At 64.3% G+C, this 22,308-nt stretch carries 29 protein-coding genes; 23 read left to right on the forward strand and 6 right to left on the reverse strand.

Annotation, left to right across the window (positions count from 1 at the left end):
• Window positions 1-270: 270 nt before the first annotated feature.
• Together LX81_RS17410 and LX81_RS17415 are read left to right on the forward strand one after the other, a co-directional pair.
• On the forward strand, window positions 271-729 hold the full coding sequence (locus LX81_RS17410; protein WP_111538643.1) for a helix-turn-helix domain-containing protein: 459 nt from the start codon (window positions 271-273) through the stop codon (window positions 727-729).
• Complete coding sequence (locus LX81_RS17415; protein ID WP_111538586.1) at window positions 729-1,301, forward strand: PIN domain-containing protein; 573 nt, start codon at window positions 729-731, stop codon at window positions 1,299-1,301. Before LX81_RS17410 ends, LX81_RS17415 begins: the two co-directional genes overlap by 1 nt.
• Window positions 1,302-1,346: 45 nt before the next feature.
• On the opposite strand, the gene LX81_RS17420 is transcribed toward LX81_RS17415, so the two are convergent.
• The 6 genes from LX81_RS17420 to LX81_RS17445 all read right to left on the reverse strand — a co-directional run bounded on the left by LX81_RS17420 (window position 1,347) and on the right by LX81_RS17445 (window position 4,975).
• A complete protein-coding gene (locus LX81_RS17420; protein WP_111538587.1) occupies window positions 1,347-1,691 on the reverse strand; it encodes a TSCPD domain-containing protein in 345 nt (114 codons plus the stop codon).
• A gap of 58 nt (window positions 1,692-1,749) precedes the next feature.
• Window positions 1,750-1,944 carry a hypothetical protein gene (locus LX81_RS17425; protein WP_111538588.1) on the reverse strand — a complete coding sequence of 65 codons (195 nt, stop codon included), beginning with the start codon at window positions 1,942-1,944 and terminating at the stop codon, window positions 1,750-1,752.
• Between the two features lie 424 nt (window positions 1,945-2,368).
• A complete protein-coding gene (locus LX81_RS17430; protein WP_111538589.1) occupies window positions 2,369-3,046 on the reverse strand; it encodes a helix-turn-helix domain-containing protein in 678 nt (225 codons plus the stop codon).
• A 316-nt stretch (window positions 3,047-3,362) separates the two neighbouring features.
• Window positions 3,363-4,079 carry a hypothetical protein gene (locus LX81_RS17435; RefSeq protein ID WP_111538590.1) on the reverse strand — a complete coding sequence of 239 codons (717 nt, stop codon included), beginning with the start codon at window positions 4,077-4,079 and terminating at the stop codon, window positions 3,363-3,365.
• Between the two features lie 57 nt (window positions 4,080-4,136).
• A complete protein-coding gene (locus LX81_RS17440; protein WP_111538591.1) occupies window positions 4,137-4,412 on the reverse strand; it encodes a hypothetical protein in 276 nt (91 codons plus the stop codon).
• Entirely contained in the window at window positions 4,409-4,975 is a 567-nt protein-coding gene (locus LX81_RS17445) for a recombinase family protein (RefSeq protein WP_234822676.1), read from the reverse strand. Before LX81_RS17445 ends, LX81_RS17440 begins: the two co-directional genes overlap by 4 nt.
• A 308-nt stretch (window positions 4,976-5,283) precedes the next feature.
• On the opposite strand from LX81_RS17445, the gene LX81_RS17450 reads away from it, so the two are divergent.
• From LX81_RS17450 to LX81_RS17540, 21 genes are all read left to right on the forward strand, one after another.
• Entirely contained in the window at window positions 5,284-5,610 is a 327-nt protein-coding gene (locus LX81_RS17450; protein WP_234822677.1) for a hypothetical protein, read from the forward strand.
• Between the two features lie 100 nt (window positions 5,611-5,710).
• Window positions 5,711-6,238 carry a lytic transglycosylase domain-containing protein gene (locus LX81_RS17455; protein WP_111538592.1) on the forward strand — a complete coding sequence of 176 codons (528 nt, stop codon included), beginning with the start codon at window positions 5,711-5,713 and terminating at the stop codon, window positions 6,236-6,238.
• Window positions 6,235-6,522: a TrbC/VirB2 family protein gene (locus tag LX81_RS17460; protein ID WP_111538593.1), complete on the forward strand. Its 288-nt coding sequence runs from the start codon at window positions 6,235-6,237 to the stop codon at window positions 6,520-6,522. The genes LX81_RS17455 and LX81_RS17460 overlap by 4 nt, the downstream gene beginning before the upstream one ends.
• 39 nt (window positions 6,523-6,561) lie before the next feature.
• Entirely contained in the window at window positions 6,562-6,837 is a 276-nt protein-coding gene (locus LX81_RS17465; protein ID WP_036181923.1) for a VirB3 family type IV secretion system protein, read from the forward strand.
• Window positions 6,827-9,193: a VirB4 family type IV secretion system protein gene (locus LX81_RS17470; RefSeq protein WP_111538594.1), complete on the forward strand. Its 2,367-nt coding sequence runs from the start codon at window positions 6,827-6,829 to the stop codon at window positions 9,191-9,193. Before LX81_RS17465 ends, LX81_RS17470 begins: the two co-directional genes overlap by 11 nt.
• A complete protein-coding gene (locus tag LX81_RS21950) occupies window positions 9,190-9,384 on the forward strand; it encodes a hypothetical protein (RefSeq protein WP_146259469.1) in 195 nt (64 codons plus the stop codon). The genes LX81_RS17470 and LX81_RS21950 overlap by 4 nt, the downstream gene beginning before the upstream one ends.
• Entirely contained in the window at window positions 9,359-10,483 is a 1,125-nt protein-coding gene (locus LX81_RS23190) for a lytic transglycosylase domain-containing protein (protein WP_272939499.1), read from the forward strand. Before LX81_RS21950 ends, LX81_RS23190 begins: the two co-directional genes overlap by 26 nt.
• Window positions 10,484-10,487: 4 nt before the next feature.
• Window positions 10,488-11,309: a type IV secretion system protein gene (locus LX81_RS17480; protein WP_211322809.1), complete on the forward strand. Its 822-nt coding sequence runs from the start codon at window positions 10,488-10,490 to the stop codon at window positions 11,307-11,309.
• A gap of 4 nt (window positions 11,310-11,313) precedes the next feature.
• A complete protein-coding gene (locus tag LX81_RS17485; RefSeq protein ID WP_111538597.1) occupies window positions 11,314-11,814 on the forward strand; it encodes a hypothetical protein in 501 nt (166 codons plus the stop codon).
• Window positions 11,815-11,817: 3 nt separating this feature from the next.
• A complete protein-coding gene (locus tag LX81_RS17490) occupies window positions 11,818-12,852 on the forward strand; it encodes a TrbL/VirB6 family protein (protein WP_111538598.1) in 1,035 nt (344 codons plus the stop codon).
• Window positions 12,849-13,502, forward strand: a complete 654-nt coding sequence (locus tag LX81_RS17495) for a VirB8 family type IV secretion system protein (RefSeq protein ID WP_111538599.1) — start codon at window positions 12,849-12,851, stop codon at window positions 13,500-13,502. The genes LX81_RS17490 and LX81_RS17495 overlap by 4 nt, the downstream gene beginning before the upstream one ends.
• Window positions 13,499-14,257 (forward strand): TrbG/VirB9 family P-type conjugative transfer protein, encoded by a 759-nt coding sequence (locus tag LX81_RS17500; RefSeq protein WP_111538600.1) that lies wholly within the window; start codon window positions 13,499-13,501, stop codon window positions 14,255-14,257. The genes LX81_RS17495 and LX81_RS17500 overlap by 4 nt, the downstream gene beginning before the upstream one ends.
• Before the next feature lie 2 nt (window positions 14,258-14,259).
• Complete coding sequence (locus LX81_RS17505; protein ID WP_111538601.1) at window positions 14,260-15,819, forward strand: TraB/TrbI/VirB10 family type IV secretion system protein; 1,560 nt, start codon at window positions 14,260-14,262, stop codon at window positions 15,817-15,819.
• A complete protein-coding gene (locus LX81_RS17510) occupies window positions 15,820-16,827 on the forward strand; it encodes an ATPase, T2SS/T4P/T4SS family (RefSeq protein WP_111538602.1) in 1,008 nt (335 codons plus the stop codon).
• Between the two features lie 361 nt (window positions 16,828-17,188).
• Window positions 17,189-17,668 (forward strand): urease accessory protein UreH domain-containing protein, encoded by a 480-nt coding sequence (locus tag LX81_RS17515; RefSeq protein WP_444543922.1) that lies wholly within the window; start codon window positions 17,189-17,191, stop codon window positions 17,666-17,668.
• An 803-nt stretch (window positions 17,669-18,471) separates the two neighbouring features.
• Window positions 18,472-19,911, forward strand: coding sequence for a multicopper oxidase family protein (locus LX81_RS17520; protein ID WP_111538604.1), 1,440 nt, complete (start codon window positions 18,472-18,474; stop codon window positions 19,909-19,911).
• 35 nt (window positions 19,912-19,946) lie between these two features.
• Complete coding sequence (locus LX81_RS17525; protein WP_111538605.1) at window positions 19,947-20,402, forward strand: DUF411 domain-containing protein; 456 nt, start codon at window positions 19,947-19,949, stop codon at window positions 20,400-20,402.
• 66 nt (window positions 20,403-20,468) lie between these two features.
• A complete protein-coding gene (locus LX81_RS23195; RefSeq protein ID WP_272939500.1) occupies window positions 20,469-20,603 on the forward strand; it encodes a hypothetical protein in 135 nt (44 codons plus the stop codon).
• Window positions 20,604-20,748: 145 nt separating this feature from the next.
• Window positions 20,749-21,177: a c-type cytochrome gene (locus tag LX81_RS17530; RefSeq protein ID WP_111538606.1), complete on the forward strand. Its 429-nt coding sequence runs from the start codon at window positions 20,749-20,751 to the stop codon at window positions 21,175-21,177.
• Window positions 21,174-21,770: a DsbE family thiol:disulfide interchange protein gene (locus LX81_RS17535; RefSeq protein ID WP_111538607.1), complete on the forward strand. Its 597-nt coding sequence runs from the start codon at window positions 21,174-21,176 to the stop codon at window positions 21,768-21,770. The genes LX81_RS17530 and LX81_RS17535 overlap by 4 nt, the downstream gene beginning before the upstream one ends.
• On the forward strand, window positions 21,767-22,279 hold the full coding sequence (locus LX81_RS17540) for a TlpA family protein disulfide reductase (RefSeq protein WP_111538608.1): 513 nt from the start codon (window positions 21,767-21,769) through the stop codon (window positions 22,277-22,279). The genes LX81_RS17535 and LX81_RS17540 overlap by 4 nt, the downstream gene beginning before the upstream one ends.
• Window positions 22,280-22,308 lie beyond the last annotated feature (29 nt).

The raw sequence follows: 22,308 nt of genomic DNA on the forward strand, positions 1-22,308 counted from the left end.
GCCGGGCGCCCGTCAGGCCGCAGGGAGGGCAGGGGGTCGGGGCTCGGGGAGGGCCGGACCCGGCCCGACTAGAGCGCGGTGCCGCCAGGCGATAGGCTGACGGCAGGGGCCCAGGTGTTCTTGCCGGATGTCTGCTGGTCTCGCTGAGAGGCCGGCAGCTGACCAGCAACCAACGACCACATCGGATGCACTTGTTGCACTTATTTAACTTATTGCGTTTATGGTATCGGAAGCCTACATATGTCGAACCACTCAAAGGAGGCTTTCGTCATGTCCGCGTTGCGCCAAAACCGGTTCGACGACCGGCTGCCCGACCAGATCGAGGTGCAAGGCGCCGAACAACTGCTGACCATCCTCGCCGCGCAGGCGAAGGAGAATGGCGAGGTCGAGCTCGAGTTGACTGATGCGAAGGGTCAGCGAACGCCGATCACGCTCGCGCCCGCCCTGTCCGCCTCGCTGCTCGAGCTCTTGCGCCTCGTCGCGGACGGTCGGGGCTTCACGCTTGTGCCGCTCGAGGCGGAGCTGACGACGAAGCAGGCGGCCGATCATCTCAACGTCTCGCGGCCCTTCCTCATTAAACTGCTGGATGAGGGTGAGATCCCGCACCACAAGGTCGGACGGCATCGACGCGTTCGCGCGGAGGATCTCTTCGCCTACCGGGCCAGGCGGGACGCCGAGCGCAGCAAGGCCCTTGATGAACTCGCGCGTTTGGATGCCGATTTCATCTGATGCGGCGCGGGGACCAGTTCACGGCGCTGGTCGACGCCTGCGTGCTCGGCGGCGCGCTGCGGCGGAACCTGATCCTCAGCCTCGCCGAGGCCGGGCTTTTCCGCCTTCGCTGGAGCGACGCGATCCTCGACGAGACGGAACGGACCATCGCGAGGATCACCGAAGGCAAGGCAGACACGGCACGGCAGCGCGCAGCGATGGTCGCCGCCTTCCCGGAGGCCATGGTGCTCCATGACCGCACAATCGAAGCGCATCTCGCCCTGCCTGATCCGGGCGATGTGCATGTCCTGGCCGCGGCGATCAACGCGAAGGTGGACGTGATCGTCACCGACAACGTGAAGGACTTCCCAGCCGACCCCCTCGAAGCTTGGGAGATCGAGGCCGTGACTGCCGATGCCTTCATCGCCGACTGCCTCGACCTCGACAGTGCGGCCGGGGTTGAAGCGATCCGCCGGATGCGAGAACGCCTGCGGCATCCGCAATTCGATGCCGACGGGCTCATACGCAAGATGGAAGGGCAAGGCCTGGTCCACGCGGCGGCCGCTCTGCATCGCTACAGGACATTCATCTGATGACGCGCGCGACTGGAATATCCGGACTTCCGGATCGACAGATGCTCAGCGCGTCAGCTCATCCACGATAAGGCCGATGACGCTGGCATAGGCGATAGAGTGGTCCGGCTGTTCGGCGCGAGCGAGAGATTTCGCCACATCTTCCGGCCGGTGGCCATGTTGAAGGAGCAGCGACAGCAGCACGCAGGCGTCCTGAACCTGGAACTCCAGCTGGCTGCCGGATCGGAAGCCGGCCGAATAGAAGACCTCTCGCGGCCGCGTCGGCTCGGCTGGATCGAAGCCAATGGACAAATGGATCGTGTGCCCCTCGGGACTGACGATCTTGCGCGTCTCCACGAGCCGGCGGTCCGGGAGATCGTGGCGCGGCTCGGGATGATCGGGATAAATCATGGCGGCGGTCTCTCGTCGGGTGGGCGACTGGAGCGGGCCCGGAGGCCCGCTCTGCCCGTCACTCGGTGACGGGCTCGTCTTTCTTCGGGAAGGCGACCATCTCGACGCCGGGGAACATGTTGTGGCGGACCTGGATCGAGGTGATCTCGCCGCCGTCGTTGCGGTTGATGAAGAGGACCCCGCAGGTATCCCAGTAGTTTTTGCCTTCCTTCTCGCCGGCTTTCACGCGGAGCTTCAAGTTCTCGGTAGCCATCTGTCAGTCCTTTCTGGGTTCGTGTTTCGATGAAATTGCCCGGGCCGGGCAGAGGAAGCGGGTGTCAAAGGGTAATTTGCCTCGCGAGGAATGGGCCCTTCGGGGACAGGGGAAATTACCCTTTGAAGGGCAAGGCCCGTCGCGCGCGCTGCCCGCCAAGTTTCATCCCTTGGAAACACGGGCCCGAAAGGTCCAGGACGGCCACCGCGGACGGAGCCTCGTGGAGTGCGGAAGGAATGGCAGACCGGCGTAGTCTCGAGGTTTTGGTTCGTCCGGGAACGATACGAGAGGGCTGTTCGCTCGCTCTCGCGATCAGGCAAGGCCGCCGGCGTCGAGATGATCGCCGCTCCGAATAGGGGAGGGCATCGTCCAGGCAAGGTGGGTGATGTCGCAGCCCCCGGGCCGCTTGATGACACATGAGCCGTCATACTGGCCGCGCCCGTTTGCAGAACGCGATCCATCGTGCCGTGATCGAGGAATGATCGAGACCGATGGCGTGCGATCGCAGGTTCTCGCGGAACCTCTGCGCGATCACGTTGATATCGGGACGGCACCTACCGGATGGCAGATGCTTCTCTGCCAGATTTCGCCAGTAGGCATCGTAGCGAATGGTTCCGGTCGGGAAAGACGATGTAGCTGGCGGCTCTTCACAGGATTTTCTCTCACCTAGAGAGATATGATTCATATCTTTCTTATTGGGCGGACACTGTGCGACCGGAGCTTTCGTCAGCCGTTCCCGGAACCATCCCCAGAAGGCTGAGAACCGCACGCGGTTCAGCAGGTTCTTGTAACGGTGATGCGGGTTCTTCCGATGGACTCGCTCGACCAGGCCGAGGCGTTCGAGATGGGCGAACCATCTCCGAACCGTTCGGTCGGAGACGGCGAGCGCGTCGGCGATCCGCGCGTTCGACAGAGGCCGCGTCTGAAAGGCGCGATCCGCCGAGAAGTCGTACCGCTGCTGCTCTAGGAAGCGCAGGAGGTCGATCAGGACCGAAACTTGGGGTCGGGAGAAGTTCGCGATGAGAAGGGGGCGGACGTGGTCTTCAATCCACGCCGCGAAGGTTCGGGTAGAGGGGGTGGGCTTGTGCCCTTTTCTGCTCATGGTCTCTCGCCTCGTCAGGACAAGGCGGGTCGCAAACAGGCAAAGAAGAACCGGTCGCACGGATGCGGTTTTCACTTGCTCGGGTTGTCGGGAGAGTGCTAGAACCGGACCTGAAAATTGGTGTTAGGGCCGCTCGGGACGCCAATCCCGTGGTTCACAGCTCTCCCCCTCGCTTGGTCGCCGCCTTGCGGGGGGTTTGCTTTTTCGGGGTGTGGTTTCTGCTCCTCGTGATTCTCGTTTTTGTTACTGCACAGGCTTAAGGGTTCTTGATGCCTGCGGCAATTCTGGTGTGGGCAGTTGGTCTACCCCACAATTCCTAGTATCGAACGACCTCGTAGCCGTGATTGCCCTCATGGTCGCGCCACTCGACGCCGACGCCGCGGAACCGGCCGGCATGAGAGCAAGAGTTGTCGGCGCGAGTATGGAAGCCGAACCAGGCGGCGTCGCCGCTCTGGGCGTCGCCGGGTTCACCGTCCCGCCAGGAAAAGTCGCCCTGAAGGCCGTAGGTGCCAACCCGGACGCGCTGCTTCCAGCGGCGGCAATCGTGGTCTCCATGCTGGTTCTCATGATCGTATTCCCACCAGTCGACGTCGAAGACGCGGATCGAGCGCACGAAGTTGAAGACCGGATCGCTGATGTCGATGTCAGCACCCCCGCCAACGACGTTGTGGAGGATCGCGTCCTTAGCCGGGGCGGGAAGGCGGGTCGGCTCGTCCGTTCGCGGCGCCGGTGCCAGCGAAACGGCACTCTGAGCGTAGGCGGCGTCGTAGAGGCGGATCAGCGGCGATGCCGGCCGTGCGTCGAACGCCGCGCTCATGGGGCAGCGCCAGATTTGAAGTGGCGGCTCCACCGGCCAGGGGGTGATGCGGCGGATGAACTCGGCGCGTGCCGGGATACATGCGCCCGCCGACGGCCAGCCGCCTGCGAGGCATAGCAAGATGGCACAGTCGATCTGATAAGCGGCGGCCGGCGCGGCTCCGAACGGCAGGACACTGCAAGCGGCGATGGCAACAGAGGCTAGGAGGGACTTCATGGCGGGTCTCTCGCGCTATCGGATACGTATTACGCGCATGACGTGTTTATTGCATCCTTATTGATTTGGGAACATCGCTGCGTAGGCGGACAGGACCTCACTGACCTCGGCACGCGCCGTGTCGCTCGCTGCCTGAAGGCAGCGGATGTAGGTCTGGGCGTCGTCGAAATATTGGTCGAACTCCGCGCGGAGCTCGGGCCCGTAGTCTCGGATCAGCTCGTCGGACGCGGTGAGCTGCGGGATGAGCGGCGGCACGCAGTCCATCGCGGTCGTTCCCGTCTGCGCGCTGGCGAGAGCAGGAATAAGCAGAACCAAGGGGACGAACCGGATCATTCCGGTGACCGTGCCGCGCTCTGAAGCATCCGGTAGAGGGTCGCCTTGCTGATCTGCAGCGCCCGCGCGATCTCTTCTTTCGAGATCTTCGCATCGACCATCTTCTGCGCGCGTGCCTGGAGCTTTGAATTGATCTTGGATGGACGTCCGCCTTTCCGGCCGGCGGCCCTGGCGGATTCAAGACCGGCAAGAGTCCGCTCACGGATTCGCGCTCGCTCGAACTCCGACAAGGCGGCGAAGAGCTGCAACGTCAGCTTGCCGGCGGCGCTGCGCGTGTCGATGCTCTCCCGCATGGAGCGAAAACCGACCTTGCGCGCGGCCAATTCCTCGATCTGTGTCAAAAGGTGGACCACGGTCCGGCCGAACCGGTCGAGGCTGACAACGACGATCGTGTCGCCCTCCTGAGCATCCGTTAAGATCGCGTTAAGACCAGGGCGATTTGTGGTAGAGCCACTCGCTGTATCGGTGTAAATTCGGTCGCATCTCTCGCGTGTGAGGATGTCCACCTGGCTTTTCAGATTTTGTTCCGCCGTCGAAACCCGGGCGTATCCCAAGATGGCCACCGTCTCAAAACCTCCTTGTTGTGCGAAACGTATCATAACCCCGGCCTGCAAGAGGTTTTGAACGAAATTTCTCACATCTCTCCAAACCATCGTTTTTGAGACTCCACGCTAGCGGCGGAAAGACGCCGACGCAAGCAAGACGTATATTACGTGGCAAAAAACTGCCTATTGCGGTAGGACGTTCTTAGCGCTTACAACTAGCACGAGACGCAACACCGCCTATTCCGCGACTTTCAGAAGTTGGATACCTCGATGACGTCGGACAGATGTCGGAGAGGAACACGACAGTGAGAGAGACGAGACATCCCGTGATCCTCGCGACGCACATTCAGCCGGCGATCGAGGACGGGGCGTGGATCGAAGTCGAATGCGTGGAGGCGGCAGAGCCGAGCGGAAACACGCATAGAGGCGGATGGAAGATCTACGTTTGTGCCCTCGATCCCGATGGTGACGTGCAAAGAGCGGTTCATGTGACCGGTCGCAATCTCGAAGCGCGCATCTTCAAGACCGTCAAAGGGCTCACCAGCTTCGCACTCGAACTGGGCCTGCACGTGATCTCCTTCCCCGTCCTAGCGGGCAAATGGGGGATCTGGCGCTTTGGCACTTCCAAGATACCAGAGGATCATACCGTCTAGCGGACTTGTCGCGGCGCTGATCCTTCACGCCGGCCCGGTTCGGCCGGATTCGGTCATCGATCTCGACGCACCGAACTCCGTGCGGATCGCCGGGGCTGTCATGGACCTCGACGCACCGCCGCCGGGGCAACAGGAGCCGCCGGCAAAGGTGGTCGTTTCGACCTCCGGACCGGCCGCCCTGCGGATGCCCCGTGGCCATCGCCAGATCGAAGCGATGATCACCGACGTCTCGAGCGGATATATGGGCCATCACGGCCTGCGTCTCGCGGGGCTGTCGGCCTCCGAATGGATGATGTTCTTCCGGGCCAACATCGCGGTCGAGAGCGCCTTCGACCCGCGCGCGCGTTCCCATGTCGGCGCGATCGGTCTGGGACAGCTCATGCCAGAGACGGCCGCGGTGCTCGGCGTCGATCCGTATGATCCCCAGCAGAACCTCCACGGCTCGGCCCGTTACCTACTGGCGCAACTCGCGCGTTTCGGGTCGCCGGAGCTCGCGCTGGCGGCCTACAACGCCGGCCCCGAGGCCGTCGCGAGATATTCCGGCGTGCCGCCCTACCGCGAAACCCAAGGTCATGTCCGCAAGGTCATGGCGATCTTCCGCAAGTCCCTGAATGGAGAAAACTCATGAAGAACCTTCCCGTGGTCGTCCGGTTGGCGGCGCTTCTGGCGATCACCGCACAGCCGGCGCTCGCGCAGGACCTCGATCCGGTCTCCGACATGATCGACACCGTGATCGACGCGGTGACTGGCCCGATCGGTCGGGGCATCGCCGTCCTCGCGCTGGTCGGCGCGGGCGTCATGATGTTCTTCGGCCGCCTGAACTGGCCGATCTTCCTCGCGATCTTCGTGGGCGTCGTGCTGGTCTTCTCTGCGGAGACGATCGTGGACGGCTTTGGTGCGGCTGCGGACTGAGGAGAAACGGCCAGCCCGGAAGGGCTGGTCTCCGATATCATGCGCGAAACACCGCTCTTCCTGGGCCTGACGAAGCCGCCAAAGATCTTCGGACTGCCGATCGGGTACTTCCTGTCGCTCGTCTTCGCGAGCGTCATTCCGTTCGTGCTGCTCGACGACATGCGGTGGCTCTTGGTCCTCGTGGTGGGCTATCCGCCGCTCTGGATCGTGGCCGACCGTAATCCGCACCTCTTTCAGATCCTCAACGTCACGATCTCCAAGACCCCCCGAACGGCGAACCACGACGAGAACGGGGGTGATCGCTATGTCAGCTAAGGGCCTGCGCGGCTTTGCCGAGCGTCCGGCGGTCTCCGACATGCTCGGCACGGCGATCCTGCGGTCGGAACGGTTCGGGCGGCACCTGCCATTCGTGTCGGCCGTGCGGGACGACGTGATCCTGACGAAGCAGGGCGATCTGATAGCCTCCGCCGTCATCGGCGGTATCGACAGCATGACCTCGGACGACGCGGCGATCAACGAGATCGGAGAGGGGTTCGCGCGTGTCGTCGGACAGCTCGGCGAGCGTTTCGCGTTCTACGTCAACAAGGTCAGCCGCCCGGACCCGGCCGACCTTCCTTTGATCGACGGCGCGGGCTTCGCGGCGTCGGTCGATGCGGCCTGGCGCGCGACGCTGGCGGGGCGCGCGCTCAAGGCACGCGTCCTTATGGTCACGCTGGTCATCCGACAGAGCGCTGCCGACCGGTTCACCTTCCTGCCCGGGCGCGGCAAGAAGAACTTCCGCAGGGACATCACGGCACGCACGGCGGCGCTCGATGAGGCTTTGAACCTCGTGCGGGGCATCTACGCGCCCCACGGGTTCCGGCGCCTTGCCGTCTCAGACGGGGAGTGGCTATCGCTTCTTGGGTCCGTCCTGGGGCACGGCTACCGCAAGGTGATCGCCGAGCCCGGCCAGCTTCTCGCCGAGACCATGACGAACTTCGAGGTGACGTTCCGGAGCGGAACGCTGGTGCTCGAGAACGGGATGGAGACGCGTTTCGGCGCGATCTTCGGGATGAAGAGCTACCCCGCGCGAACCTGGCCCACGATGCTGGATGGGTTGCAGCTCCCCTATGATGTGACCGTTACGAACTCCTTCATTCCCCGGCGCGGGAACGAGGCGACAGAGAGGATCACGCGGATCTACCGGCAGCGCGGCGTCTCAGAGGACGCGGCGATCAGCCTGACCGAACAGCTCGTGCAGGCCGCCGACGACGTGGCGTCCGGGCGCACGAGCTTCGGCGATCATCATTGCTCGGTGCAGGTCTTCTGCGACAGCCCCGAGGAGCTGGAAGATGCGGCGTCGGAGGTCTGGCGCGCGGCACAGGAGGCCGGTGCGGTGATGGTCCGCGAACGCTGGGCGGCCAAGGCACTCTATTTCGCGCAGGTTCCGGGCAACTGGCCCTATCGCATTCGCGACGGGCTGGTCTCGGCGCACAATTTTGCGGAGCTGGCGGCGCTGCACAACACCAGCCGCGGCCGGGCGCCTGATGAGAGCCCCTGGGGCGTCAGCATCACCGCGTTCCCGACCGTCTCTTCCACGCTCCACCGGTTCAATTTTCATGAACGGGGCCGCGCGGGCGAGGAGCCGAGCGTGGGCCACACGCTCGTTCTCGGCCGGACGGGTTCGGGCAAGACGATCTCGACGGCGTTCCTCATGGCGCAGGCGAGGCGGGCCGATGCCCGGTTGATCGTCTTCGACAAGGACCAGGGCCTCGAGATGGCGGTGCGGGCGCTCGGCGGCTCCTACAGCGAAATCAGGATCGGCGAGCCGACGGGGTTCAACCCGTTCGCGACCGAGACCGATGCGCGCGGGGCCGCATGGCTGACGGACTGGCTGACGGACATTCTCGGCCGCACGGCACCACTCGACACGGTGCAGAGCGTGGCTCTGAACGAGGCCGTGCGCCAGATCACCCGCGCGGAGACGGAGCTTCGGACGTTCGAGGGGCTGGAAAGCCTCGTCGCCTCGACCGACGACGACGGCGATCTGGTGACGCGGGTGCGGGAATGGACCGCGCAGGGCCGTTTCGGATGGCTCTTCGCACGGCCCGCCCGGAAGTCGATCTCCATCGGCGAGGATGTCGTCGGCCTCGATATGACCGAGCTTCTGGATCAGAACGCCGAACGCAGCGCGCTCCTGGCCTATCTCTTCCGGCGGATCGAACGTGTGGTCGAGGACAGGCATCCGACGATCATCGTCATCGACGAAGCCTGGAAGATGCTCGCCGACGACATCTTCGTGAAGCGCCTTCACGACTGGCTCGTCACCATGCGGAAGCGGAATTGCGTCGTGATGATGCTGACGCAAACGCCGGGGCATCTCGTCGAAAGCTCGGTCGGCACGATCATCACCGAGAGCGTCGCGACTCAGCTCTTGTTCCCAAACCCTCGCGCGAACCCCGAGGACTACAAGATCCTACGGCTGAACGAGCGCGAGGCCGAGTTTCTGTCCGGGCCGACCGGAGGACAGCGCCTGGCGCTACTCCGGTCGGGGCCGGATAGCGTCTACGTCAACACCGACCTCTCGGGCCTCGGCGGCCTGGTGACGGTCCTCGGCGGCGGGAAGACCGGCGACGAGCGCGCGCCCATCGAGTGGCGGCAAACCCCTGAGTTTTGGAAGGAGATGACATGACGACACGCCTTTGCGTGGCCCTGATGGCGCTCGCCGCGCTCGCAAGCTGCGCGGGTGTCTCCACGGGCGTCCGCTCCCCGTGCTTCGAGCGCGGTGCGGTCGTGACCCGATCGGTGTCCTTCCTAGCCGATCCCGTGGCATCGGCTCCGACCGAGGATGTGGCCCATGATTGCGATTTCCGGTCGTTCTGATCGCATGATCCGGGCGGCCGTCGCGGCCGTGGTGACCGCCTCCACGGCGGCCGCGCAAGGCGTGCCGGTCATCGACGGCTCGGCCCTGGCCAATGCCATCTCGCGTGTCGAAGAACATGCGCGGGACTTCGGACTTCAGACCGAGAAGCTGACGGCGCGATCGCGCCAGGCAGAGCTTCATGAAGACCAGGGGCAAGCCTATGCGCGCTTTCTCGAAGAGACGACCGGCGCGACCGACCTGAGCGGGTTCGAGGACGGCGCGGGCGATTTCGCGAGCGCGGCCGAGACCTATCCCGCCGTCGAGACACATCCCGATGCCGAACGCCTGTTCGGCGAGGATCAGGATGTCGAGCGGATGATCATCACGGTCGCGCAGCGGCATCAGGGCCATCCCGGCGTGGCGGCGGGCGGGTTGAACCCGCTCACGTGGCGCATCCTCTTCCAATCCCTCATCAAGCAGGAAAGCCGCTTCAACAACGCCGCCGTCAGCCATGTGGGCGCGCGCGGGTTCTGCCAGCTCATGCCGGGAACGGCGAGCGACCTAGGCGTCGATCCGCGCGATCCGTGGCAGAACCTCGACGGGGGCGCGCGCTACATCCTCGCACAGCTCGAAAGGTTCGGGCGCGTCGACCATGCGCTCGCGGCCTACAATGCCGGGCCCGGCCGCGTGATCGAATACGGAGGCATTCCGCCCTTCGAGGAAACCCAGACCTACGTCCGCCGCATCCGGGGCTATTACGAGGAATATCTGGGCCAGATCACGAGCGCGGACATGACCGGCTCGCTTGCGGGCTTCGATGGCGCTTCGGCCGCCTGGGGCAACTGGTCGGACGCATCCGTCGGATATGGAGGCCATGTCGGCGGGCAGGTCGATCAGGCCATGGGACGCATCGCGGCCTTGCTCGACAGGGGCGCGCCGTCGAACGCCAAGGAAGCGGTCGATCTCAACACCTACATGCTCGGCGAACGCGCGCGCCTCATGGCGCTGACGCTCCGCCTGCGCGCGGCGCACGCGAAAGTCGACGCCGCCCGCGGCTTGACGGACGCGGCCGACGCCCTGGCCAAGTCCACATTCTGGAGGTTCATCGATGAAGGCTGAACGCATGTCCCGGTTCCTGGCCGGTCTCGCCACCTCCGCGCTCATCTCGGTGGCAGGGGCGAGCCCGGGTTTCATGCCCCGCGTGGCCGCGGCCCAGGGCGTACCGGTCATCGACGGCTCGAACCTGGCGCAGAATATCGAGCAGCTTCAGGCGGCGCTGCGCGACGCCAACAACCAGATCCAGCAAATCGAGGAGCTACGCCGGCAGATCGAGTTGCAGATCGAGCAGATCACGAACCTCGAAGGCATCTTGGGCTCGATCAGCGGACTGAACGAGATCGGGTCGCTCTACAATAGCGCCGAGGACCTGCGGTCCCGCGCGGCGAAGATCACCAACATGAACGGCTTTTTGCGCGCGGTTCAACTCGGCGATTTCGACAGCCTCGTGGACAGTCTTCTCGATGGCGACGTGACCATGGGCGACAAGCGCGCTGCCGAGGCATTGCAGGAGACCATGGAAAGTGCGGGCTTCACCCGTGAGCGCCTGGACGCACTGAACAACGCAGAAGACCCGCAGGGTGAGATCATCGCGCGGACGGCCGCGGCAAACGCCACCGGCATCGCCGCCGCGCAGCTTGCCTACGACGAGGCGGGCCAGAGCATCGAGCGGGTAGACGGGCTGGTCGACGAGATCGCCAACCAGGAGACGCTGAAGGAATCCATCGACCTCAACACGCGGATGGCGGCCGAAACGAATTTCATGCTCGGGCAGATGTGGCGGCTCAACGCGGCACAGGGTCTCGCGCAGGGTCAGAGCGGCATCGACTTCGCGGCCGAGCAGGCCCGCGCCCGTTCGTTCTTCGATTTTAGCGGCGCGGAGGAGTGACGCCATGATCCAGATGAGAATCCTTGCCATGGTGGCGATGACGCTGATGGCCGTGTCGGCGTCGGCGCAGGAAGCGTCCGACCTGTCGGACACGGGCGTCCTCGATGCGCTCCAGGAGGCGATCGACGCCAGCGACGAGGCCCGCGTCCTGGAACTGATGCAGGAAGCAGAGAGTCGCGGGCTGACGATCGAAGCGCGTGGTGGCGCGCCCCGTTGCGAACAGCCCGTGGTGCCGAAGGTGGGTGCCCTCGAGCACCCGTTCCGCTGGGGCATGGCCAAGCAGGCGCACGGGATCAGGCTGCGCCAGCTTGCGATGGAGCAGGGCTATTGCGGCTGTCTCTCGGAGCTCATGGATTTCGCCGAGTTCACCCGGGAACGGACGGGAAAGTCGCCGGAGGCGCTGACTGAAGATGATCTCGCAACGATCCGCGAATGGTATCATGGTATCCGGGGCGAAATCAGAGAGCCTTACATCGCCTATCGCAACCGTCAGTGCGGGGACTGACGGATGGCGGTTATCAACGATATACTTGATATGGTGGATGGTGTCGTCGTCGGCGTTGCCGGCGATACCTACGCTGACATCGCGAACATGGTGCAGCCGGTCGTCGCCACCAGCTCCGTTCTGATCGTCGCCCTGGTCGGCATCAACATCATCACGATGACCGTGGCGCTGGCGCCCTCGACCATCCTCGGGCTGCTCCTGCGGCTCGTGCTCATCAACATCTTCCTCGATTTCAGCAATCTCGAACCCGTCTATATGGCGCTCACGGAAGGACCTGCGGCGGTTGGTGCGGGAATGCTTTCAGCTTTGAGCGGGGGCGAAGCGACCAATCTATACGAAGGGCTCGACGATCTCTATGTGAGCTGCCTCGAAATCGGCGAGGCGATCGCTGACAATGGCGGCCTCTTCGCGGGGCCGATGACGGCGGTCCTGATGTTCTTGGTCGCGGCGCTCATGGCGGTCGCGACGATCATCATCCTCTCGGCCGCGAAGATCATGATCGCGGTGCTCCTGGCGATCGCGCCGGTCGCGATCGGCTGCACGATGTTCAAGCAGTCGGCACCCGTCTTCGAGGCATGGGTGAAGCTCGCGCTCGGCTTCGCCTTCGTTCCGCTCTTCGTGGCGGCCATGGCCGGCTTCACGATCGCGGCCGGGGAGACGGTCGCGCCGAGCGACCTGTCGGATGCCGAGACGATCGGCGACGTGATCTCCTTCGTGGTGGTGATGCTCCTGGGGGCCGGCCTGATGGCGTTGATCCCCGGTTTCGCGTCGAGTCTCGCGGCCACGAATATTGGGATCGCCGGCGTGAACGACAGGTTCACCGGAAGCATGAGCCGGGCCATGCGCGGGGCCGGCGGCGCGATCCGCGGCACCGACGATTTCCGACGCGGTGCGACGGCAGGTGCGCGTGGCCTCGGCGTGTCCGACCGCTCGTCGAGCGCCGCGCGGATCGGCAACTACACTGGCACCGGCATCGTGAGCGGTGCCGCCCGCGCACGCCAGCTTGCCGGCAAGATGAAGGGTGGTAAGCCGCAATGAGCGATTTCGACATTGATCTCGTGACCGGTCCCCGGCGATCCGCTCGGATCGCGTGGCTCGTGGCGGGCTGCTCCGTGATCGTGTCGGTGCTTCTTGCGATCGTCCTGGTCGTTCTTCTGCCGCTTCGCAGCACCGAGGTCTTCACTGTCCTGGTGGACAGTACGACCGGCGCCGCAGAGCGCATCTATCAAGTGCAGCCGACCGGCATCGAGGATGCCGAGGCAATGAAGCAGGCGTTGCTTGTGGCTTACGTCAACGACCGCGAGAGCTACTTCCGGGCGGGCATTCAGGAACGGCTCGAGAGCGTACGGCGCCGATCCGCGGGTCAGGCGCGCCGCACGCTCGTCGAGCTTTGGTCGGAGGACAGCGAGAGCTACCCGCCGCGCGTCTACGGACCCGGCGCCCAAGTCGATGTCGAAGTTCGCAGCATCACCTTCTTCGAGCCCGAAGTGGCGCGTGTGAGATTCACGAAGATCCTCCAGCGCCCCAACCGAGACACGGTGCGCCAGTCCTTCGTGGCGACCGTCGAGTTTGATTTCAGGCCTCGGCAGGAACGCTCGCTCGAGCGGGTCTGGGAGAACCCGCTCGGCTTCGAGGTCACGTCCTACAGGGTCGATGCGGAGACGCTGAACGGAGGGAGCAACGGATGAAAATTACCATAAGTTTCATTCTAGGTTTTTGTTTCGCCTTCGTCGTTCCGATGGTTTCGCATGCCGAACGCGCCCCGACGACGATGGGTCAGGACGCACGGGTACGGAATGTCCTCTACGCGCCGAGCGACGTGATCCGCATCGACACCAACCTCCTCGTGAACACGGCTGTTGAGCTCGGGCCCGGCGAGCGGATCAATCAGGTCCTGCTCGGCGATAGCGATAGCTTCGAGGTGCAAGTTCTATCGAACCGCAACGTCGTCTCGATCAAGCCGGTAACGGCCCGGGCTTCCACCAACATGACGATCTACACGGCTCGCCGGGCCATCGCCTTCCAGCTTACCGAGGGGCGCAGCGGCACGCCGACCTATCGCGTGGCGATCAATTTCCCCGACGATCGGCCGCGTTCGGGTCTGAAGACCGTGAGCGCACAGACGCTCGGGCCGCGTGACACCGCCTACCAGTATACCGGCGACACGCGGAGCCAGATCACGCCGGTTCGGGTCTGGAACGACGGGCGGTCGACGTTCTTCGAGTTCCGGGGGAACGTGCGGCCCTCTGTCTTCGGGCTGAACGCGCAGGGCTATGAGATCACTCAGAACAGCGCGACGCGCGGCAATATCGTGCGGGTGGACGGCGTCAGGAACGCCTACACAGTCCGGCTTGGCGAGGAATACGTCTGCGTCCGGCGGGTGCGCGGCACCTATGAGACCGACCCGACGACGGTCGCCTACCTCCGATCGAAGGAGTTCTGACCATGGCCGGCCCCGACGACGATCAGACGCAGCAATCAGAGAACCCATCGCGCCCGGTATACCGGATCGACTCGCCGCGCCAGCGCATGTCCGGCGGGTCGGCGTTCGTCGTCTCGGCCATGGTGATCGGAGGGCTCGCGCTCGTGGCATGGCCATATCTCACCGGCGAAGAAACCATCTCGATCGAGACATCCGAGACCGAGGAGTTTCAGGAGGCCGACGACGATCGCGGCTTCGGCGACATGGACCTGAGTGAGACAAATCCGCAGCAGGACGGAGAGCCGGAGATTGTCGTGATGGAACCCGAGCCGTTTGACGGCGGCGCGCTTCAGGCCCAGCTCGACGCGCAGCGCCGGGCGATCGAGGCGCAGAACGAGGATCTGGCTTCCGAAGTGACGCGACTCCGCGAGCAGCTCTCGGATTTGGCCGGTCGCGAGCCGGACGATAATTCGGCCGAGCTGGCGCGGGCTCTCCAGGACATCCAGCGGCAGAATGCTGACCTGATCGAGTCGCTGCGGAGCGATTTCGAGAACAGGATCGAGCAGGCCGAGCTTCAGGACCGCCAGCGGGAGGCCGACGCCGCATCGGCTCGTCAAACGGCCGAACAGCAGGCGGCCACGTTGCGTCAGCAGCTCAACTCGGTGTCGCAATCGATCGAGAGCCTGCGCCGCGAGAACCAAGCGCTCGAAGAGCAGTTTCAGCGCGGACTCGACTCCGCTTTGACCGAACAGCAGGAGCGCGATCGCCAGGCTGAACTGGAGGCGCAGCGGCGGGCCGAGTTGGAAGCGCGCCGCGCTGAGGCCGAGGAGGCGCGGCAGGCACGGATCGAATCCGAAGGCCTTATCTTCGATGCTGGCGGGCGAACCAGTGGTGCGCCGTCAGATGGGAATGAGGCTGTTCCGGCAGGCAGCGCCGGCGGGGCCCTGCGCGCCCCGTCGCGTGACGATCTCGAACGCGACTTCGTGACGGCTGCCCTGGAGCCGGTGCAAACGGCCGCCGCGGAAGTGATTGCCAACCCAGGCAGCACGGTGCTTCAGGGAACGATCATCCCCGCGACAATGGAGACGGCCATTTCGTCCGACATCCCGGGACCGGTCTCGGCTGTCGTGAACTATCCGGTCTGGAGCTTCGACCAGTCGCAGGTGGTGATCCCGCAGGGCTCGCGTCTTTTTGGCTCCTACAGCTCCGATCTCGCACTCGGGCAGAGCCGCATCCTCATCCGCTGGTCGCGGATCGTGACGCCTGACGGCCAGTCCGTACAGATGGCGTCCTTCGGGGCCGACGACCAAGGGCGGTCCGGCGTGACAGGCGATGTGAACCGGCGCTTCGGCCTACGTTTCGGGTCCGCTGCCCTGCTTTCGATCGTGGGCGCCGGACCGACGCTGGCGGCAGCGCAGTCGGACACCGAAGTGGGAGCGGAGGTTGCGGAGGACATCGCCGATGACTTTTCGCGAACGACGCAATCCGTCGCCAGCGAATACGCGCGTATTCCGCAGGAAATCTCGATCCAGCCCGGGGCTTCAATTACCGTCATCGTTGATCGCGACCTGGAGTTCTTCTGAATGAATACTTCGCCTGCCGATCACCAGACGTTTCTAGCCGCGTATCTTCGACCGCTGTCGGCCACGCTGACGGACCCGAAGCTGGTCGAGATCGCGATCAACCCCGATGGCGCGGTATGGGTCGAATGGCAGGGCTGCGCCCATATGGTCCGGCTCGACGGTGTGACGTTTTCCCCAGCCCAGGCGAAGGACCTGGCGGGCGCGATCGCGGGCGGCACACACGGTCAGATCAGCGAGAAGAAGCCGCTGATCTCGGGCAAGATCATTCATAGCGGGATGCCGATACGAGCGCAGGTCATCTACACACCTGTGGTGGAAGGTGCCGCTTCGATCACTTTGCGCCGGTATCAGACGAAGCGGCTTGGCCTCGACGGGTTCGAGCTCCTGCATGGTGGCCTCGTCGATCTCGATGAGCAACGTCGCGAGAAGGCCCGCGCCGTCGTCCAGGCGGTTGCACAAGGCGCCATTCGGGACGCCATGAAGATGTGCGTCGCCAACCGCTTGAACGTGATGGTAAGTGGCGGGACATCGACCGGGAAGACGACTTTCGCCGGCGGACTTCTCGAGCTGGTCGATCCTTCGGAGCGGATCATTACGATCGAGGATGCCTACGAGCTCTTCCCGCCGCAGGAAAACAGCGTGATGCTGAAGGCAGACCGCGCGGAGGGAAGCGAGAAGTCACCCGCCCGTCTTCTGGAAGCCGCGCTGCGGATGCGGCCCGATCGGATCATTCTCGGCGAGCTGCGCGGCGGTGAGTGCAAGACGTTCCTCGACGCGATCAACACCGGCCACAGCGGCTCGTTCACGACGATCCATGCGAACACGGCCCGGAAGGCGATCGACCGGCTTGCGCTCATGGTCATGTCGGTCGGCATCAACATGAATTTCGAGGAGGTTCGGCGCTATTGCGAGGGCTCGATCGACATGATCGTGCAACTCGGGCGCGCCGACGGCGCGCGAGGAATCGCGGAGGTCTATCTGCCGGACGTTGATCGAGAAGCCGCCTGAAGGTCCGCCCGCTGCGGTCGGCCGAGACGACCGCAGCGGGCGGACCTTCCGGGCATTCAAAGCGCGAGCACCAATGCCTGCTTCTGCGCCCTTTCATCGTTTTAGGGCGGATTACGCTTTAAGACGCGCGTCTACTACCGCACGCCAACCTTTTCGCCGATGAAAGGCAGTTATGGACCTCTCCTACCAGACTCTGCTGCTTGCCTTCGGCCTCGGCCTGCTCGGCTTCATCGAACCCTGCACGATCGGCGCCCACATGCTTTTTCTGGGAGGCCAGAGGGCTCGACCGATGGGTCGGCGGCTTGGAGCGGCGGCGATCTTCCTCTTGGCGCGGCTCGTCATAATGGGCGGGTTTGGCGGTATGATCGTCGTGCTGGGTCAGCGCCTTATCGGGGTTCAGACCGGCGCATGGCTCATTTTCGGGGTAATCTATCTTGGCCTCGGTTTTGCGATCTTCGCGGGATGGGACAGATCGATGCGCCACCGCATCGGGTTCGCGCCCGAGCGCTGGAAGGTGGCGTCCAACCCGCTCGTTCAGGGGTTGGCGTTCGGGCTCAACATTCCGGCCTGCGCAGCCCCGATCCTGTTTGGATTGATGGGTGCCGCAACCGTAAGCGGGTCGGCTCTGACCGGCTTCGTGATGATGGCGGCTTTCGCCTTTGCGCTGTCGCTCCCACTGTTGCCGCTCTCTGTCGTTCCCGGCCTTGCCAGGCCTTTGGATCGGCTTGCCGATTGGCTACGGCCGCGTCGATGGTTTTTAGGCGCGATCTTCATCGGGCTCGGAATCTGGTCCGTCTGGTTCGGTTTGTTTGTCGAACCCGTCAATTGGAGCGGGACATGACGCCCGGCCGTTGCTTCTGGCCCATGGCAGCCACAGACACCGCATTCAGGTGAGATCGGCGGATGCAGACAGTGCAATTGGGATGTCGACGCTGGTCTACCAAGCGACGGACAGTCCGGTCGCCGCCGTCGCAGTCTCCAAAAATTCTGCGGCTCGCTTGGCTTCGGCCCCTGCGTATTCTTGGCAATTTCCGAGGGACGGCGGCCATCGAACCTCAGTTTCCTTGCAGCTGGTTCTACTTGAGTGCCGGTCCAGTTCGACGGACTAGCGCGCATCGTTATCGGTCGACGTACCTCGCAGTGATGTGAACAGCAGCTGCTTGGCATCCCCCTACTGGAAGGTTGCATGGTGTATGCATGCGTCGTGTCGTTCACCTCGTTCTCATTCTCGCGGTCTCCTTCACCGCCTTGTGGGCGCCTGAAAGGTCGTCAGCGACCGCGAACGATCTGCCGATGCTCCAGATGGATATTGGTGAGGTGGCCGACCGGAGTTGTGACGGTTGCGTCTCCACCGGGTTCGCCGACGGCATCCTTTGTGAGGGCGGATGTCCTGTTCCATGTGGAGCGAGCGGGTCCGCAGCCCTGACAGCTCCCGAGACTTCCTCGGGGGTCTTCCCCATAGCACTCGGTTCTCTCCACACCGAAGGCGAACAACTCATTCTCCCCGGCATTTTCCTGTCACTCGATCCGTTTCCTCCAAAACTGCCCGTCTGAACGCGATTCCGGCCTAGCACGATGCAAGGGCCGAGCGGTGCGCTGGCCTTATTCGGCCAAGCGCCATTCCTTCAGATCAGGACAGTTCCGATGACCAGCCAAGGACCGATTTCACGACGAGGCTTGCTCCGCGCCGGCGCGGCGCTCGCCTCCGTCTCCCTGCTGTCTCCGATGCGTACAGCGTGGGCTGATACGTCCGGTAGCCCGCTCCGACTTCGTGCAGCAGCTGGAACAGCCGGGCTGCGCTCAGCTCCCTACGGCTCGACCGATATCTGGGGCTATGACGGGATCGTCCCCGGGCCGGAGATACGGGTTCGGCAGGGCGACCGGATCCGGGTCATGGCCGAGAACGGGCTGGATGAGGAGACCACGATCCACTGGCACGGCATCCGCACACCCAATGCGATGGACGGGGTGCCGCACCTGACGCAGGCGCCGATCCCGGTGGGCGGCGAGTTTCTCTACGCGTTCGATGCGCCTGATGCGGGCACGTTCTGGTATCATCCGCATCAACGCAGCTTCGAGCAGGTCGGCCGCGGCCTCTATGGCCCGCTGATCGTCGAGGAGGCCAATCCGATCCGTGTGGATCGCGACCTGACCTGGATGCTGGACGATTGGCGGATGACCGAGGACGGTCAACTGGCCGACGATTTCGGCAGCCGGCATGACGCCATGCACGGCGGCCGGATCGGCAACACCGTAACCATCAACGGCAAGATACCCGAACGGATCGCGGTGCGGTCGGGAGAGCGCCTCCGGCTGCGTCTGATCAATGCCGCGAATGCCCGTATCTTCGGCCTGGACTTTGGCGACCTCGAACCCGTCATCGTCGCGATGGACGGGCAGCCCGTCGCGCCGCATGCCCCACGAGACGGCATCGTCGTGATCGGTCCGGCTATGCGGCTCGACCTCGTCCTCGACCTGACCGGGCGGCCCGACGCGGTCGAGACCGTCACCGACGTCTTCTACGACGGTCTGGAATATCGCCTTGTCGATCTCGCCTATGACCCGGACATGCTGCGCGCTTCTGTGCCGGACTGGTCGATGGTTCTGCCGCCGAACCCGCTGGCAGAACCGGACGTGGCCGCGGCCGCCCGCCATCGGATCGTCTTCAATGGCGGGATGATGGGACAGATGATGATGGGTGATGCCATGGGGTCGATGATGGGCCAGATGCGCCAGGGCAATATGTGGTTCATCAACGGCGTGGCTGCGACCGGGCACATCATGGACCCGCTGCTGACCCTGCCGCTCGGATCGTCGCAGATCTTCGAGATGGATAACCGCACCGCCTGGCCGCACCCGATCCACCTGCATGGCCATTCCTTCCGCGTGATCGCACGAAACGGCCAACCGACCCGCCATCGCGAATGGCAGGATACGGTCCTGATGGCGCCGGAGGAACGGGTGGAGATCGCGTTCGTCGCGGACAACCCGGGCGACTGGATGTTCCACTGCCACATTCTTGAGCACCAGGCCGCGGGCATGATGGGCGTCATCCGCGTCGATTCCGGCACGACGAAGACCTGAACACGCAAAACGAACCCTCGAAAGGAACCAGAACCATGAACAAGATTCTCGGATTCTCCAGTCTCGCCGCCGCCGGCGGTGCCGCCATCCTAGCGATGCCCCTGACCGCAGCACCGGCCGCGGCCGAAGAAGTGACGCTCTACAAGAACCCGCAATGCGGCTGTTGCGAGAGCTACGCTGACTACCTGCGCGAGAATGGCTTCACCGTCGAGGTGAAGCCGACGCACGACTTGGCGAAGATCAGCCGGGATGCCGGCATTCCGGACGATTTCCAAGGATGCCACACGGCCTTCATCGGCGATTACGTCATCAGCGGGCACGTGCCGATCGACGTGGTCGACCGGGTGCTGGAGGACCGCCCCGAGATTGCAGGCGTGACGCTTCCGGGCATGCCGATGGGCTCGCCCGGCATGGGCGGCGAAAAGCAGGAACCCTTCAAGATCTACACTGTCGAAGACGGCGTGAATCCGACGGTCTACGCCGTCGAATGATCCGACACTTCGTCCGGCACGATGTCGTGCCGGACCCGACCCGGGAATGGCCTGAGGATGAACTGCATGATGATGGACGGTGGAATGATGGGTGGCGGCATGATGATCGCCATGGGACTCGTGTGGCTGCTGATCGTGGGCGTGCTGGTCCTCGCGGCGATTGCGCTGGTCAAATATATCCGCTCGGGCCGCGAGAGATAGGAATGACGGTCGATGCGCGGGAACGGCGCCAGCATCCTGTTGATCGGGTTGGTCTGGGGCTTGTGCGTGCTGCTGGTCCTGATCGGCATCGGGACGCTCGCCGTCCTGTGCATGTGGCTTGGAAGAAGAGGGAGGCGGAGTTCGAATGATACGCTCCACTAGTCTGTCCGCCCTCGTTCTCGCGATCACGATCGGACCGGTTGCGGCCCAAGGGGGAACGCCGGGCACGGGCGAGCTGCTCTACCGGGAAAACTGCGCCAGTTGTCACGGGGCCGATCTGGAGGGCCAGCCCGACTGGCGGTCGCGGTTGCCGAGCGGCAGGCTACCCGCCCCACCGCACGATGGCTCGGGACATACATGGCATCATCCGGACCGGGCGCTGTTCGACATCGTGAAGCGGGGACTGGCCGCCATCGTCGGCGACGGCTACGAAAGCGACATGCCGGGCTTCGATGGCACGCTGACGGATGCCGAGATCACGGCGATCCTCGACTACATCAAGAGCACCTGGCCCGAACGAATGCGCGTCTTGCAGGAGGGGCGCACCCGCGCCGATCAAGAGGCGCGGCCATGACAGAAGTGGCCGAAGCCAATAGAGACCGGTCCTCGCGACGCAGGATATCGGGCTTCGCTGCAGTCCCCGTGGCCGCCTTTGCGCTGATGGCGCTGTTTGGCTGGGGACTGCTGAACGGCGGGGACGACCTGCCCTCGGCCCTGATCGACAAGCCGGTGCCGGACTTCTCGCTTCCGCCGGTTCTCGGCCGGGACGAGGGGCTGTCGACCGAGGACCTGGCCGGACATGTCTCTCTGGTGAATGTGTTCGCCTCCTGGTGCGTGCCGTGCCGCGCCGAACATCCGCTGTTCATGGCGCTGAGCGAAAGCGGTGAGGTGCCTCTTTACGGGATCAACTACAAGGATCCGCCGGAGCAGGCCCGCGCCTGGCTCGACGAGCTGGGAGATCCCTATACCCGGATCGGCGCGGACCGCGATGGCCGTGCGGGGATCGAGTGGGGCGTCTACGGCGTGCCGGAAACCTACGTCATCGCCGCCGACGGGACGATCGCCTACCGCCATGTCGGGCCGATCACGGAGGCGACCCTGCGAGAGACGCTCATGCCGATCGTGCGCGATCTGCAATCATCGGCCGTCGGAGAGGTGCCCGAATGAGCCGGTTGATCCTGATACTCGTGATCTCTCTCGCCTGGTTCGGCGGCGCCAACGCCGGACCACAGGGCTTTGCCGTTCATGACGAACCCCAGCCGATCGCCAATGTCCGGTTCGTGACCGGGGACGGCACCCGCATGGACTTGGAGGATTTCCGCGGAAAGGTCGTTCTGGTGAATGTCTGGGCGACCTGGTGTGTCCCATGCCGGGAAGAGATGCCGACGCTGGACGCCTTGCAGGCCGAACTCGGCAGCGACCATTTCGAGGTCGTGGCGCTGTCGATCGACCGGGCCGGTCCGCAGATCGTGCGGCGCTTCTATGACGAGATTGGCGTGACGCACCTCGGAATCTATGTCGACGAGACCATGCTGTCGGCCACGGCCCTGCGCACGGTGGGTCTGCCCACCACGCTCCTGGTCGACGCGGATGGACGGGAGCTCGGCCGTCTCGTCGGCCCCGCCGAGTGGGACGATCCCGAGATGGTGTCCTTCCTGAGGAGCTTTGTCGAATGAGCCGGAAGAAAGCGGCGTCGCGCCTTGAC

The sequence above is a fragment of the Palleronia aestuarii genome, assembly GCF_003253995.1.
Taxonomy (GTDB): Bacteria; Pseudomonadota; Alphaproteobacteria; order Rhodobacterales; family Rhodobacteraceae; genus Palleronia; species Palleronia aestuarii.

Excerpts from the sequence above, each read along its gene's own strand:
- LX81_RS23195 (WP_272939500.1), top strand. The coding sequence starts at position 20,469 with ATGATGATGGACGGTGGAATGATGGGTGGCGGCATGATGATCGCCATG.
- LX81_RS17495 (WP_111538599.1), top strand. The coding sequence starts at position 12,849 with ATGAGCGATTTCGACATTGATCTCGTGACCGGTCCCCGGCGATCCGCT.
- LX81_RS23190 (WP_272939499.1), top strand. The coding sequence starts at position 9,359 with ATGATTGCGATTTCCGGTCGTTCTGATCGCATGATCCGGGCGGCCGTC.
- LX81_RS17420 (WP_111538587.1), bottom strand. The coding sequence starts at position 1,691 with ATGATTTATCCCGATCATCCCGAGCCGCGCCACGATCTCCCGGACCGC.
- LX81_RS17540 (WP_111538608.1), top strand. The coding sequence starts at position 21,767 with ATGAGCCGGTTGATCCTGATACTCGTGATCTCTCTCGCCTGGTTCGGC.
- LX81_RS17525 (WP_111538605.1), top strand. The coding sequence starts at position 19,947 with ATGAACAAGATTCTCGGATTCTCCAGTCTCGCCGCCGCCGGCGGTGCC.
- LX81_RS17535 (WP_111538607.1), top strand. The coding sequence starts at position 21,174 with ATGACAGAAGTGGCCGAAGCCAATAGAGACCGGTCCTCGCGACGCAGG.
- LX81_RS17515 (WP_444543922.1), top strand. The coding sequence starts at position 17,189 with ATGATCGTCGTGCTGGGTCAGCGCCTTATCGGGGTTCAGACCGGCGCA.
- LX81_RS17440 (WP_111538591.1), bottom strand. The coding sequence starts at position 4,412 with ATGATCCGGTTCGTCCCCTTGGTTCTGCTTATTCCTGCTCTCGCCAGC.
- LX81_RS21950 (WP_146259469.1), top strand. The coding sequence starts at position 9,190 with ATGACGACACGCCTTTGCGTGGCCCTGATGGCGCTCGCCGCGCTCGCA.
- LX81_RS17455 (WP_111538592.1), top strand. The coding sequence starts at position 5,711 with ATGGACCTCGACGCACCGCCGCCGGGGCAACAGGAGCCGCCGGCAAAG.
- LX81_RS17520 (WP_111538604.1), top strand. The coding sequence starts at position 18,472 with ATGACCAGCCAAGGACCGATTTCACGACGAGGCTTGCTCCGCGCCGGC.
- LX81_RS17435 (WP_111538590.1), bottom strand. The coding sequence starts at position 4,079 with ATGAAGTCCCTCCTAGCCTCTGTTGCCATCGCCGCTTGCAGTGTCCTG.
- LX81_RS17505 (WP_111538601.1), top strand. The coding sequence starts at position 14,260 with ATGGCCGGCCCCGACGACGATCAGACGCAGCAATCAGAGAACCCATCG.
- LX81_RS17470 (WP_111538594.1), top strand. The coding sequence starts at position 6,827 with ATGTCAGCTAAGGGCCTGCGCGGCTTTGCCGAGCGTCCGGCGGTCTCC.
- LX81_RS17415 (WP_111538586.1), top strand. The coding sequence starts at position 729 with ATGCGGCGCGGGGACCAGTTCACGGCGCTGGTCGACGCCTGCGTGCTC.
- LX81_RS17500 (WP_111538600.1), top strand. The coding sequence starts at position 13,499 with ATGAAAATTACCATAAGTTTCATTCTAGGTTTTTGTTTCGCCTTCGTC.
- LX81_RS17530 (WP_111538606.1), top strand. The coding sequence starts at position 20,749 with ATGATACGCTCCACTAGTCTGTCCGCCCTCGTTCTCGCGATCACGATC.
- LX81_RS17430 (WP_111538589.1), bottom strand. The coding sequence starts at position 3,046 with ATGAGCAGAAAAGGGCACAAGCCCACCCCCTCTACCCGAACCTTCGCG.
- LX81_RS17410 (WP_111538643.1), top strand. The coding sequence starts at position 271 with ATGTCCGCGTTGCGCCAAAACCGGTTCGACGACCGGCTGCCCGACCAG.
- LX81_RS17425 (WP_111538588.1), bottom strand. The coding sequence starts at position 1,944 with ATGGCTACCGAGAACTTGAAGCTCCGCGTGAAAGCCGGCGAGAAGGAA.
- LX81_RS17485 (WP_111538597.1), top strand. The coding sequence starts at position 11,314 with ATGATCCAGATGAGAATCCTTGCCATGGTGGCGATGACGCTGATGGCC.
- LX81_RS17480 (WP_211322809.1), top strand. The coding sequence starts at position 10,488 with ATGTCCCGGTTCCTGGCCGGTCTCGCCACCTCCGCGCTCATCTCGGTG.
- LX81_RS17510 (WP_111538602.1), top strand. The coding sequence starts at position 15,820 with ATGAATACTTCGCCTGCCGATCACCAGACGTTTCTAGCCGCGTATCTT.
- LX81_RS17490 (WP_111538598.1), top strand. The coding sequence starts at position 11,818 with ATGGCGGTTATCAACGATATACTTGATATGGTGGATGGTGTCGTCGTC.
- LX81_RS17465 (WP_036181923.1), top strand. The coding sequence starts at position 6,562 with ATGCGCGAAACACCGCTCTTCCTGGGCCTGACGAAGCCGCCAAAGATC.
- LX81_RS17460 (WP_111538593.1), top strand. The coding sequence starts at position 6,235 with ATGAAGAACCTTCCCGTGGTCGTCCGGTTGGCGGCGCTTCTGGCGATC.